This window comes from Nostoc sp. DSM 114159 (assembly GCF_053470285.1).
On the sequence record NZ_JBPFEH010000001.1, the window covers coordinates 5,105,102 to 5,118,930 of the forward strand.

The 13,829-nt window shown below is 41.1% G+C and carries 10 protein-coding genes; 3 read left to right on the forward strand and 7 right to left on the reverse strand.

Annotated elements, in window-relative coordinates; all coding sequences use genetic code 11:
- Nucleotides 1-496: 496 nt before the first annotated feature.
- Both ACR5KR_RS21160 and ACR5KR_RS21165 read left to right on the forward strand, forming a co-directional pair.
- Nucleotides 497-1,372 carry an SDR family oxidoreductase gene (locus ACR5KR_RS21160; RefSeq protein ID WP_445630639.1) on the forward strand — a complete coding sequence of 292 codons (876 nt, stop codon included), beginning with the start codon at nt 497-499 and terminating at the stop codon, nt 1,370-1,372.
- A gap of 64 nt (nt 1,373-1,436) precedes the next feature.
- On the forward strand, nt 1,437-2,945 hold the full coding sequence (locus tag ACR5KR_RS21165; protein ID WP_445630638.1) for an HlyD family efflux transporter periplasmic adaptor subunit: 1,509 nt from the start codon (nt 1,437-1,439) through the stop codon (nt 2,943-2,945).
- A 334-nt stretch (nt 2,946-3,279) separates the two neighbouring features.
- Here ACR5KR_RS21165 and ACR5KR_RS21170 read toward each other — a convergent pair whose 3' ends face one another.
- The 6 genes from ACR5KR_RS21170 to ACR5KR_RS21195 form a co-directional block, all read right to left on the reverse strand.
- Nucleotides 3,280-5,040 carry a S8 family peptidase gene (locus tag ACR5KR_RS21170; RefSeq protein WP_448267895.1) on the reverse strand — a complete coding sequence of 587 codons (1,761 nt, stop codon included), beginning with the start codon at nt 5,038-5,040 and terminating at the stop codon, nt 3,280-3,282.
- 697 nt (nt 5,041-5,737) lie between these two features.
- A complete protein-coding gene (locus ACR5KR_RS21175) occupies nt 5,738-5,956 on the reverse strand; it encodes a hypothetical protein (protein ID WP_445630636.1) in 219 nt (72 codons plus the stop codon).
- Between the two features lie 3 nt (nt 5,957-5,959).
- Nucleotides 5,960-6,889 (reverse strand): SPFH domain-containing protein, encoded by a 930-nt coding sequence (locus ACR5KR_RS21180; protein WP_448267896.1) that lies wholly within the window; start codon nt 6,887-6,889, stop codon nt 5,960-5,962.
- Nucleotides 6,890-7,236: 347 nt separating this feature from the next.
- Nucleotides 7,237-9,939 (reverse strand): type I secretion system permease/ATPase, encoded by a 2,703-nt coding sequence (locus ACR5KR_RS21185; RefSeq protein ID WP_445630634.1) that lies wholly within the window; start codon nt 9,937-9,939, stop codon nt 7,237-7,239.
- The gene (locus tag ACR5KR_RS21190) at nt 9,888-10,670 is read right to left on the reverse strand and encodes a peptidylprolyl isomerase (protein ID WP_445630633.1); all 783 of its coding nucleotides are present in this window, start codon (nt 10,668-10,670) and stop codon (nt 9,888-9,890) included. The genes ACR5KR_RS21185 and ACR5KR_RS21190 overlap by 52 nt, the downstream gene beginning before the upstream one ends.
- Nucleotides 10,671-11,052: 382 nt before the next feature.
- On the reverse strand, nt 11,053-11,874 hold the full coding sequence (locus ACR5KR_RS21195; RefSeq protein WP_448267897.1) for a DUF92 domain-containing protein: 822 nt from the start codon (nt 11,872-11,874) through the stop codon (nt 11,053-11,055).
- Nucleotides 11,875-12,277: 403 nt separating this feature from the next.
- Between ACR5KR_RS21195 and ACR5KR_RS21200 the strand changes: the two genes are divergently transcribed.
- Complete coding sequence (locus tag ACR5KR_RS21200) at nt 12,278-12,709, forward strand: VOC family protein (RefSeq protein WP_322696621.1); 432 nt, start codon at nt 12,278-12,280, stop codon at nt 12,707-12,709.
- A gap of 107 nt (nt 12,710-12,816) precedes the next feature.
- On the opposite strand, the gene ACR5KR_RS21205 is transcribed toward ACR5KR_RS21200, so the two are convergent.
- Nucleotides 12,817-13,452 (reverse strand): esterase/lipase family protein, encoded by a 636-nt coding sequence (locus tag ACR5KR_RS21205; protein WP_448267898.1) that lies wholly within the window; start codon nt 13,450-13,452, stop codon nt 12,817-12,819.
- Nucleotides 13,453-13,829 lie beyond the last annotated feature (377 nt).

The window sequence follows — 13,829 nt, forward strand, 5'->3', positions numbered from 1 at the left end:
AAGTAAAATAACGTTTGACTGATTCAAACCTCAGTTTGCTTTCTCATTTTGGTGTTTTCCGCAAGCAATCAAGCATATTAAGAAAGCAATATGCTTGATTGCTGACTGATACCAGTAATTCTCACAGTTATGACAACTATTTCTTTAAGATTACTTTTCTCTATCTTTATCTAATGCTTCTTGGATTGCACGTATGATCTTTCTTTAATTGCTTCTTTATTCATTATTTTGCCTCCTCTGCATCCCCGACATCCCCCTTTTTCGTGTTGCATCGTCTTATTCATCTATCCCCGACATCTACAAAAATATGGGGGATCATTTTCAGAGTATTAAAATGAATAAGGTGTGACTTATTGGCGTGAGAATATCTTGAGCATGGTAACAAAGTATAAAAATATGCTCATATCTCTATTTAAGTATTGCTCAATGGATTTTGACCATATATCGAGCATTTTGACAACTATAAACGCTGTAACTATTCAATTTAGGTATTTGTATGTTTCTAGTAACTGGGGCAACCGGAGGAATTGGTCGCAGAGTTGTGCGACTCCTACGACAACGAGAACAGTCTGTGCGGGCATTTGTCCGCCTTACCTCGCGCTATAGCGAGTTAGAACATCGGGGTGCAGAAATTTTCATTGGTGACTTGCTAGAGGAAAAATATATCCAGAAAGCTAGTCAGGGTGTGCGGTATATTATCAGCGCCCACGGTTCTGATAGCGATGCCCTATCTTTAGATTACCGCGCCAATATTGAACTGATCGACCAGGCAAAAGCCAATGGCGTAGAGCATTTTGTCTTCATTTCTGTTCTGGGAGCCGATCGCGGTTATGAAAACGCTCCCGTTTTTAAAGCTAAACGAGCAGTAGAGCGATATTTGGCAGCTAGTGGCTTAAATTACACTATTTTGCGCCCATCTGGATTAGCATCTAACTTGCTGCCACTAGTAGAAAGATTTCGAGAAACGGGATTGTATCTGCTGGTTGGCGATCGCAAAAACCGTACCTCAATTGTCAGTACTGATGATTTAGCAAAGATAGTAGTGGATTCTGTGACAGTTGAAGGCGCTCGTAACCAAATTTTACCCGTCGGAGGGCCGGAGATTTTATTGCGAGAAGATATTCCTCGGATTTTTGGTCGGATTTTCGCCAAAGAACCAGTAATAATTAACTCACCCCTATTTGTCATTGATGGGTTACAGGGTGCATTGGGTTTATTTAATCCCAAAATCCAAAAAGCTTTGGGTACTTATCGCACATTGCTAGCAAATGAATTTTTCTGTACAAAAGATGAAATTGCCAATTTAGAGGCAATTTTTAACTTCCAATTAGAGACATTAGAAACTTTTTTGCGGCGCTATTTAGCAGTTTGAATTAAACATTAGTCATTAGTCATTTGTCATTAGTGAATAACAAAGGACAAATGACTAATGACAGATGATAAATGATAAAGGACAAAAATATATGGTAAATGCTGCTCAAGCACGTCAGACAAAAGAGCGATTCGCCCAACCGGAGGAACAACTTACTTATGAGTTGGGGAAGGCGGTACAGGAATTACCGCCCCTGTACACGAGATTATTAGCAGGAACGATGAGCGCCATCGTATTTGGGGCGATCGCTTGGGCGTACTTCTCACAAATCGATGAAGTCGCAACAGCACCGGGGGAATTAATTGCTTCTACACAGGTAAGACCGGTGACATCTTTGGGTGGAGGGTCAATTGTCGCTGTAAAAGTGCAAGAAGGCGATCGCGTTACTAAAGGTCAAGTTCTGATTCAAAAAGATCCAGACTTGCAAGTAACCGATGTATCCCGCCTAGCTAAATCTAGCAGATTGATTCAAGACGATTTACAACGTTTGGATGCAGAACGCGTTGGAGGCAAAACTGCTGGGACGAAACTGCAAGATGAACTTTTAAGTTCCCGCCTCCAAGACTTCCAAGCGCGTCAAGCAGCAGCAGAAGCAGAAGCAAATCGCCAAATAGCACTCATCGATCAAGCTAAAGTCCGCTTGAGCAGGTTACAAGATAACTTAGTTAATGCTAAAAGCAGCTTTGCGAATGCTCAAACCAACCTTGTCAATGCAGACAGCATCCGAATTAAAATTGAAAGTAATTTAGCCCTTGCTCAAGAAAGGGAAAAAAGCCTACGTACTCTAATTACTCCTGGCGCTGTGCCTCGTGTCGATTACCTGGATGCCCAAGAAAGATTAACTCGTGCAAAGACAGAAATCACTAGATCGCAAGATGAAGTCATCAACGCCCAGAATAGAATCACAGAGGCTCAAGATAAAGTCACATCATTAGAAAAAGATATTGCTGCTCAAGTCCAGGAAATTCGCCAAGCAGAACAAGCTTACAACGCTGCACGCAGTCAGGCCCAGCGTGTAGCATCAGAACGCCAAAGCGAAATTTTGACGCAGTTTAATAAGCGTAAAGAAGAACTGACAACTGTACAAGGTCAATTAGAGCAGGCAAGGAAGCAACAAGCTTTAGAAACGATTGAGGCTCCCGTAGCCGGTACAATCTATAAAGTCAAAGCCACCAAGGGACCAGTACAATCGGGTGAAGAATTGCTGTCAATTTTGCCGGAAGGGGAAGAAATGCTTCTAGAGGTGAAAGTTCTCAACCGCGATATTGGATTCATTCGTCAAGGAATGAAGGCAAAAGTGAAAATGGCGACTTTTCCCTTCCAAGAATTTGGGATTGTCGATGGTGAAGTTACGCAAGTCAGTCCAAATGCAATTGCTGATAAAGAATTAGGTTTAGTTTTTCCGACGAGAATTAAGCTAAATAAACACTCAGTAAACGTCCGGGGTCAAGAAGTAGAATTTACACCAGGGATGGCTGCTACAGGTGAAATTGTTACTCGTAAAAAGTCAATTTTGACATTCATTACTGAACCTGTGACGCGGCGATTCAGCGAGGCATTTTCTGTTAGGTAGAAAAGTCTGTTAGATTAGCAAAAAGTAAGGGTTTAGTATTGTTCAGTAGTGTCAACTTAAGCTCAAACTCCTTTTCATAACCTCGTTTCCAGCCTCTGGCTGGAAATGCTGCTCATTGCGGCTCTGCCGCAAGTCTTGAGGCTCCGCCTCAACGACGAACATCCCCAGTCGGAGACTGGGAACGAGACAACCGAGACAATATCTAAAAGCTTGTTCTCGGCTGGCTTTCACGTTAAGTTGACACCAATGAAACCCTACATTTATTCACTAATGATGAGCAAGTTAATTCTCTTAACCGAGAAGTATTGAACTTAACTGCAAATCGCTATAATTTTCAAGCTATACCCAAAAATTTTCTATACTGATCTATTTGTTTTTGCATTCCCTCTAGTAGTTTGACAAAATCTGGATTATTCTCATCCTGATTGCTATTTACATTGATACTGCCCAGAATATTCTCATAATTTTGAAATTGCGACCATAATTCTGGATTTGTTGATATGTTATTACCTTCGGCTGATATCAGATATTTTGTGGTTTCTGTAGTTGCCTGACCAATTACAGGGCTAAAATCAGAATTCTTCCAACTAGCGATATTTTCTGGTGTTAGATATCTTGTGTATTCAGTAATTCCCTGACCGATTAAAGAGCCAAAATTGGAATTATTAAAACTAACGATATTTTCTGGTGTTAGATATCTTGTGGTTTCTGTAATTCCCTGACCGATTAGAGAGCCAAAATTGGAACTATTAAAACTAGAGTTTGTCGTTTGTGTGTTATTTCCTGCGGTTTCTGCAATCACTTGACTCGCTAGAGAACTGACATGAGAAATATTAAAACTAGAGTTTGTAGTTTGTGTGTTACTTCCTGCGGTTTCTGCAATTACCTGACTCGCTAGAGAACTGACATGAGAAATATTAAAACTAGAGCTTGTAGTTTGTGTACTATTTTCTGCGGTTTCTGTGACAATCTGACGTACTTGGGCATCAGTCAGGTTAGGGTTAGCACTAAGCATCAGGGCAACGATACCAGCAACGTGGGGAGCAGCCATAGATGTGCCGCTATAAGTTGCATACTGATTATTCGGAACTGATGAATAAATCTTGACTCCGGGAGCTGTGACGTAAGCGATTGGATTTGTTCCAGAGCGGTTAGAGAAATCGGCCAAATTGTTATTCTTATCTACTGCCCCAACGGCAATTCCCGACTTGGATGCATAGCGGGCGGGATATTCTGGTGATGAGCCACCATCATTACCTGCTGCCATGACAACAATCACTCCTTTACTGCTGGCATAGTCAATGGCTGACTCTAGAGTGCGATTAGAAGATGAGCCTCCTAAACTGAGGTTAATCACATTAGCTCCATTATCCACAGCGTAGCGAATACCCTTAGATATGGAACTATAGGAACCAGAGCCAGAGCTATCTAAAGCTTTGACAGGCATAATCTTGGCATCGTAGGCAATACCAGTGACACCGTAGTTATTATTTTCTCCTGCGATCGTGCCGGAAACATGAGTACCATGACCGTTGTCATCTAGGGTGTTGTTATTTTGATCGGCGAAGTTCCAGCCGTAAGTATCATCAACATAGCCATTGCCATCATCATCTATACCATTACCTGCAATTTCCTTGCTATTCGTCCAGATATTATTTTTTAAATCTTCGTGGTTGTAGTCAACTCCAGTATCTACAACAGCGACAACAACGCCTTTACCTGTGTATCCATGTGCCCAAACTTCCGGTGCTTTAATTAGGTCTGCTCCCCAATTATTGCCACCGAGATCGGGAACATCAGCAAAGGTATTTTGACCAATAGCTCTAGCCACTGCTGCTGCTCCATTAATCAAGCCATAGCCATTAGTAGAGTTATAATTTTGAGCGTTAAAAGTATTAGCAGTAGCGTTATTGCTATTTTCGGAGTCACCGTTATTTAATAACCGCACATCAGCATCGGCTGAGTTATAGCTACTATGTCTGCTGAAGTTAAGGCTGTAGTCATCCTTCGTATTAAAGCTATCTAATGAGGAGATTGAAGTGACATTGAGCCGTTTATTTGACAACACATTGTTATTAACATCATCAATGCTCATAAATTTTTTTCTCAAAGATAGCAATCTTTTTTTGACAGATTGAAGCGTTAAAACCTTTCAAAAAAAGGTTTTAATGTGTGAAAAAACTCCATTGTCAAAAATTACTATGGAATTTCATAACAAATTGCTAAATTTACTACCAAAAAACATTTTAAAAAAAGTGGGTTTTCTTAAGAGTTAATTAATCAAGTCGATTTTAAATTATTGCTAGTTAACTAGTCGAAATTGGTGCAATATAAAAATTGCATTATATTTCTGAAATTAGAGTTTCCAGAAATTTTTAACGTGAGTTCGACAAGCCCTTTTTTGACCTCTCCCCCAACCCCTCTCCGTGTCGGAGAGGAGAGCCAAAACCCTAATTTCTCGTTACTCCTCCCTTTCCCCGTGAGGGAGGCAGAGGTTCATCGAACTCACGTATTTTTAATACACTACCTTAACTGTGTCATGACAGTACGGTGCGTTACGCTCCGTTAATACAGCTATTTTTATACCTTAAAAAGAATTGTTTCTAGTTCCCTTACCAGTGAGCCAATAATACCAATTCTCTAAAATGAGGCAACACATTCAAACCCCGAAAGCCTTGCCATATCTGACTTTATTAATTACGAATTACGAATTATGAATTGGTATAAGACAACAAATACCTGATTTAAAAGCACACCATTCCCATCACACCTTACGAGTATTGGATTTAGGATTAATCATCTAATGTGTCTTGCGCCTGTGTATCCGGCTTGTGCTTTTTAATATTTTTTTGGCGCTTATCTTGTTTCCATCTTCCTGTTTTGCGTGCTGCTTCTGTCAGGAGATACTCAATTTGAGCATTAACGCTCCTTAATTCGTCAGAAGACCATTTTTCCAGCACTTCGTATAACTCAAGGTCTAAACGCAGTAAAAACCGTTTTTTTTGGCTCATGTCTTAGGCGTAAAGGCTGCCAGTGTTAATCACTGGTTGGATGTTCTGTTCTGAGGTTAGGACAACCAGCAGATTGTTAATCATAGCGGCTTTACGTTCATCATCCAAGTCAATCATTTGTTGTTCACTGATCCGTTTTAGTGCTTCATCAACCATTCCTACTGCACTATCAACAATTTGCCGCCGTGCATCAATCATTGCTTTGGCTTGTTGACGACGCAACATCATTTGAGCAATTTCTGGAGCATACGCAAGATGAGAAAGTTTCGCTTCTAATACTTCAACTCCTGCAACTTCCAGTCTCGCTTGCAATTCTTTTTGGAGGAAAAGCGCGATTTCATCAGGTACTGCACGTAACGAAGGAATTGATTGTTCATCAGGCGCGTCATAAGGATAGCGGATTGCTAGGGCGCGTATTGCTGTTTCACTCTGGATGGCAACAAATTGCTCGTAGTCATCAACCGCAAATCTAGACTTGGCTGATTCTACTACTTGCCACACTACCACGGCTGCAATCTCTATCGGGCTGCCTTGAGCATCGTTTACTTTCAATATTTTGCTGTTAAAGTTGCGAACCCGTAAAGATACCTGGCGTTTATTGGTTAAAGGGTTAGTCCACCAAAACCCTGCTTCTTTGACAGTACCAACATAACTCCCTAAAAAGACTAGTACTATTGCTTGATTCGGCTCAACTGTAAACAAACCCGACAGTGAAGGAATTACTACTACGATCAGTGTCGCTCCCAACCATGCACCTATTTCTGCTAAATCGCCAAAGTCTTCGATTTTAAGACTTCTGCCTAATACTTCTATTAATCCCTGTATTGTTGCCCAAACCTGCCAACTGCCAAAAATTGCTAAAGCTAGGATTATGCTCAAAGCTATGAAGCCATTGACTTTAAACGCTGGAAATTCCTCGATTGGCTGCTTCATTATCTATTTCTGTAATTTGTTTCTTGCTATTAAAATGATATCATTATAATAACAAAAAAGTAGCAATTGACTAAGTATTAGCTGTTTTCGATTGTGTAGAATACAGCTAGTAGGGGCGTATAAATGTCGCCCATATAACCGATTCATGTGTTGCAAAGATTTTTGTCAATAGTATAAGATTTGGGCAAAGTAAGAAAGCCAGACCATTACCAAACAGCAAAACGCTCTCTAGGATTGAGAGCGCTTTTAGTTGAATTATTGAGGTTAAATATGGGTTGGCTGCTTATCCAAGAAGTGTTTTAAAAGCTGAACTACTAAAGGTAATGTTAAATCTAGACTTGGCATCACTAGATATTTGCTTGCTGTCGTTGATATAGTGACCAGTACAAACCCTTTTGTTGCAACAATTGTGAGTGAGTACCACGTTCGGCAATCACGCCTTGCTCCAATACCAAAATCAAGTCAGCACGTTTAAGGGGTGCAAAGCGGTGAGCAATCAGAAACACGGTACGGTTGGTGGAAATTTTTTGCAGATTTTGCAGCACTTGTTGTTCTGTTTCACTATCCAAAGCACTAGTAGCTTCATCTAAAACTAAAATCGGCGCTTGGGAAAGAAATAGCCTTGCTAGAGCAATACGTTGTCTTTGTCCACCAGATAAAGCTGTACCGCGTTCGCCAACATTGGTTTCGTAACCGTATGGTAATTGACTAATGAAGTCGTGTGCCACGGCTAATCTTGCCGCTTCTACTACTTGCTCTGCGGTAATGTCAGGACTACCGAGAGTGATATTTTCCAAAATAGAACCGTTAAATAAAAAGTCTTCTTGGAGAACTACACTAACTTGTTGCCTGAGTGAGGCTAAATCGGCACTTTTTATATCAAAACCATCAATCAGGATGCGTCCTGATTCAATTTGATAGAGGCGTTGTAATAGTTTAGACAGGGTACTTTTTCCAGAACCGCTACGTCCGACAATGCCAACAAACTGCCCTGGTTCGGCACTGAAAGAGATTCCCCGCAGAATTGCGTCAAAGTTCGGGCGGTAGCGGAAAAATACTTGCTCGAAGGTGATTTGTCCTTTCAGGGGTGGCAAAACTAAGCCAGTTCCCAGTTCAGCTTCGGGGGAAACGTTGAGAATATCACCAATGCGATCTACAGAAAGTAGCACTTGTTGAAGGTTTTGCCACAACTGTACTAAGCGCAAAAGCGGGCCTGTAACTCTACCAGACAGCATTTGAAATGCAACAAGCTGTCCAATTGTGAGTTTTTGTTCGATGACTAACTTGGCTCCATACCAAAGAATCAGCATCGTGGAAAAATTCGTGAGAAAGTCACCAATGTTGCTGCTGATATTGGAGGTGGTAGAAGCTTTAAAGCCAGTGCGAATGAAGCGGGCAAATAAGCCTTCCCAGCGATCGCGGGCTACTGGTTCGGCTGCATGGGCTTTAACGGAGTGAATCCCCGTCACTGTCTCCACTAGAAATGATTGACTATCAGCACTCCGGTTAAAAGTTTCGTTGAGCCAGTTACGCAGAATTGGTGTTGCAACTATCGTCAATGTAGCAAACAACGGCAGTACTGCTAAGGCAACAAAGGTAAGTGGGATATTATAGTAAAACATCAATGCCAGGTAGACTACAGCAAAGATGCTATCTAGAATTACAGTTAATGCTGTACCTGTGAGAAACTGACGAATTTGTTCGAGTTCCTGGACTCGTGCTACTGTGTCTCCGACGCGGCGCGACTCAAAATAAGCTAATGGCAGACGCATCAAATGGCGAAATAGCTGCGCTGATAAACTCAAATCCAGACGGCGAGCTGTATGGGTAAAGATGAATAGGCGCAGAATACCCAGTACGGATTCAAATATGGCTACGCATAAAAGTGCCAGCGCCATCACATCGAGAGTTGGCAAACTCCCCTGCACCATCACTTTATCAATGACGACTTGGGTAATTAACGGTGTTGTTAACCCCAAAAGCTGCAAGGTAAAAGATGCTAACAATACTTCTGTGAGCAATCCTTTATACTTCCAAACTGCTGGGGTAAACCAACTAAGGTTAAATTTTTCTTGCTGGGATATTAGTTCTACTTGCCACAATTGTCCATCCCAAGACGCCTCAACTATCGACTGCGGCAAGCTTTCACAAGTCCGTTCGGGATTTAGAGGATTAGCGATAATTAAGCGATCGCCTTTAACTCCATAAGCCACCACCCAGGATGGACTCTGGGGTGAGTCAGAATTCCACAGCAATAAAGCTGGAAATGACAACTGTCGCAACTCACTCCAACTCACTTGTAAGCGCCGCAACACTAACCCTAACTTTTCTGCTGCTTCCACAACCTGTTTTGGGCGTTGTCCTCTGAGTTGACGCTGCACCCATTCCAGTTGCACAGAATTTTCTAACTGTTGCGCCACCATTGTTAAACACGCAGCAGCGGTATTCCAACTGGCAACAAACGGATAAATTGCAGTGATTAAATTGGCGGCTGGGAGTCCTTTTTGGGGTTGGAGGCTGTGGGGGCTGGAAGTCCCGTTTGAGCCTGAAGTTACTGAAGGAGTGCTAGAGAAGGAAAATGTCTCTCTTTGTCCCTCCATCTCTACTGGTAACGCTTGCCAAAATTCCTGAATTTGTGGATGAGAAAATTCTGCCCACAGCGCAGTATCCCAATAAACTACTATCACTTCTTTACTAGCAGCTACAGCTTTAAAATCCGCAGACAGCTTTTGGAAGTCGCCAAACCAATCCCCTACATCTAGGGCGGCTATTGGTTTGCCAACGCCCTCTTCTCGCAAGCGGACTTTTCCAGCCACAATTAAAAATTGATAGCCACCGACATCGTTTGACCAGATTTTTTCTCCAAGACGATACTGGCGGGTTTGGCACTCATTTTCCAATCGGGATTGTTGTTCGGGAGTCAGCCAGGATAGCGGTGGCTGATTCCAAGGCAAAGAAGCTAGCACTTTTAATCGTAAAGATTCATTATCCAGAATTTTTAACTCACTTGTAACTTGACTGTCAGTTTTTGAATTTTCTCTGCTAGCCATTTTTCAAACAACTCATTTTGTAGTGCTTGCTGTAGTTGAGTATCTTCTAAAGACGCTGGTAGAAATTGTTCTACTCGAAACAAACCATAAGGCCCTTCTCCTTGGGGAGAGTCTTTGCCAACGATTTCTATTGGTCCGATCAATTGTCCAGGACTGGCCACATCAATAGCTGCCCGTAATATATCCGGCATACTACCTCGGCTGACGATTCCCATCATGCCATTCACAATTCGATCGTCTGAAAGGGAATACTCTTTAGCTAGTTGCTCAAAACTACCTCCTTCTTCAATTTGGGTTTGGAGTTCGTCTGCCAATTCTCGATTATCAACAACAATCCGGGAAAGTACCACCCGATCCAAAAAAATCTTGCGTTCAATAAAATATTCTGGGAGTTTTGTTTGTGTGACTACAGCTTTCAGTTTTTCTAACTTGTAACCAAAAGCAACCGATGTGTGAAAATTAGCATAATCTGTATTATTTGTCTTTAACCATTCTTGAAAACTTTGGGGGTCAGTAAGTTGATTTTTCAGCCGAAAGTCAATAATTGCCTGTTCAGTTATTGCGGTACCAATTTCAATATCATCTCGTGTTCGGATTTCTTCCTCAATTACGTACTGCCGGAGAATATCCCCAATGAATTGTCCCAATTTTCCAGAAGCTTGCAAGTATTTTACTGCTTGCTCTATAGAAATTATTTGGTCATTAATTGTCAAAAATGATAAAGATTCCATGAACTAATTATGTGAAAATTGTTAAACACTTATAGTACTTTTAAATTCAATCATATAGAAATCATCTAGTCATTTATAGATAAAAATGATAAAGATTCCATGAACTAATTACATCTAAATGGTCAAAAAATTATATAACTAGTAAATAAAATAATTTGCCACGATCGTTTTTACAGTCTAGTGGGGACAAAATCAGGATTGAAAATATTAGTGGTGGCGCAGTAGTAAGGCAAATTAGTTATTTTCTACCAATGCTCTTCAAAAGTGCTGAGTGGGGAATCTGGGACTGGTAACGGGCTAAATGCCCCGCTATCAGCTAACAGAGTTGTTTTGCTCAATGCCCCACTTAAACGAGTAATGGTAATTGTTTATTCTCGCCAGTCTAGTTAATGAAAGTTATCCATGTCCAAGCAAGTAGCACAGATGCGATCGCACCGATTAATGTATTAAAAATATTTACTACTTCATTGGTCAGCCAGGTATACTTAGATTGCAGTGTTGCGCCAATCACACTTTCTAGGTTAGTAGCAATAAATGCTGCCAGCACACACCAAGCGACTCCCAATAGATCGATTAAGCCAACTCCCCAACCCACAAGTGCGATCGCCACAGAAGCCACAATCCCGGCTAAAGTTCCCTCCAAGCTTACCGCTCCTTCTGTACCGCGAGGTACTGGTTGGAGTGTGGTAATCAAAAAGGTGCTTTTCCCATAAGCTTTACCGACTTCGCTGGCAGTGGTGTCAGCTAGCTTGGTACTGAAACTCGCTATATAGGCTAGCAATAATAGAGACAGGAGACTTGTACTGAGCGAAGCCGAAGTATTGGGGATTACCGACTGGGTAGTAGGTACGAGGAATCCCGAATTTATTATTCCTACTCCCAAAGCACACAGCGCCCCAGTCAAAGCCGAACCCCAAACATTTTCTGGGCCTCTTGCCCCAGAACGCTTTTCAGCAATTCCTTCTGCTTCCTTCTGCGCCATCCCGATGCGGGTAACGCCAGAACCAACCAAAAAATAGAACATTACTACTGCATATCCTTGCCAGCCTAGAGTTACCCAAATTAAGATGGCCAGGAACCAGGCGTGGAATAATCCAGCAGGGGTAAGTAGCTTTTTGGGAGCAATCCAAGCTAAACCCAATAAAATTGTGTTTAATACTACTGCTACTAACCAGGGATTTACAGAATCTATTGAGGATGACATCAGCAATTAATCATGAGTAATTTTGTCTGAATATCAACAGAATAACGAATTTGTGATGCTTAGTACTTTATTTTTGCAACCTCTCTAGATAAAGTAATATGTTTGTATTATTCACTAAATTGCGTAGGCATCATTCTGAAAGCTGAGTCTCAAACCATCAATGATGTCTTAGATATACGCTGCAATGATTAAACAAAATGCAAAACTTCTTTTGAGTTAGGTAGACTCTTCTCCATAGCCGCAGAGTAAAGTGGCAAAAGTATCGCTTAGTCCCCAATCTTAGTAATAAGGATAAAGAATATAAGTTAATGTCAATAAAAACTGTGTCCAAGTTAACCACAATCAAAACTTAATAGCATAAATTGTAGATAGCAGAAATTACTAGTATTTTTCAGATTAAGTTATGAGCCAAACTTTATTCCATCTAGCTTTTCCTGTAACTGACATTGCCCAAACAAAAGCATATTATGTAGATGGTTTGGGCTGCATTCCTGGTCGTGAAAACCACCACGCCCTGATACTCAATCTCTACGGTCATCAATTAGTAGCTCATGTCACAAAAGAACCTTTGGCACCGCAACAAACTATCTATCCCAGACATTTTGGGTTAATTTTTACCCAAGAACGTGACTGGCAAGACTTACTACAAAGGGCACAACAACAACAGCTGCTTTTTCGTGAAGAAACCAAAAATCGCTTTGTGGGTTCTCCTCTTGAGCATCGCACTTTCTTTTTAGAAGATCCCTTTTATAATCTCATGGAGTTCAAGTATTATCGTCACCCAGAGGCGATTTTTGGGAGTTACGAACATACGCAAATTGGGGATAGGATTTAAGAAATTCGTAATTCGTAATGACGCTCCTGCGTCGCTTGCCGCCGGCGCTAACGTAATTCGTAATTTGTAATCAAAGATGAATAAATCAAACGTAGCAAGCATTCTAGCTACTGACTGGATTTTTTATTCAGCAAGGGTAGCTTAATAGGCTTTGCTAAAGCTGTTGTGACTACTCTTAAACTCCTGGGGTCTGTCAGCATCCAAGGGTGTAGAGTAACTGGTACTATTACTTGGCTGCCTACGGGCATTTGTGAACTATTTGCTGGGACAATCATTAAATCATAAGGTGTCCAGATAGACGTAAAATCTAGCTGTTCCAACATTACAGCATCAGAATTTAAATCCTTGAGAAAAATGCTGTCGGGGCGCATTTGTAGGCAACCAGGACGCCTAGAACCATAAGCAACCACAGTTCCATAATGGGGTGAAGAGATGGTAATAAACCGCTGCACGCGGTTAATTCCTCCCAATCGCTGAACATAGTAACGGCTGACAATTCCTCCCATACTAAAGCCGATTAAATCTAAACTTTGTTCTGGTGCAAAGGTGGCTGTAACATAATCGGCTACCTGTTTTGCCAATTCATCAAGACCCACATCACCATTATTAGGTAAGAGATTCAGGGAATATACAGACCAACCCTGTAGTCTTAATTGAGCCGCCATTTTATGGAAAACTGCTTCTGTGTCGTCAATGCCATGTATTAACAAAACGGGATTGCGTTGTTGATTTTCAATGTTCATTTACAAAATCTAACTAAGATTCAGGGGTGTATTTAACTTTTGTAGACACATACTGCTCTACAAACTGAAGCTATTGTTTTTCGGATTCTTTAAAAGTTATTGTGGCAAACAAAACTAAAATGCTTCCAAAGAGAATTTGTATAAAGTTTTACAAATTAATCAGTTCGTTTGCCAATAGGCTATGACACTCTTTCGACTGGGTGGAGCAAACTGCTTATTTAACTTCAATTGGGTATTTACCAAACAAAGAAATGTTAATTATTGTAAAGCTTGCTTTCAGAATCTTGCTCTTAGCTACAGTAAAATTTAATAATTAGTTCTTGGTGCGTGCAGGTTGCAAATGCTTGCAATAGAACATTTGCCCTGTGGTTTTACTA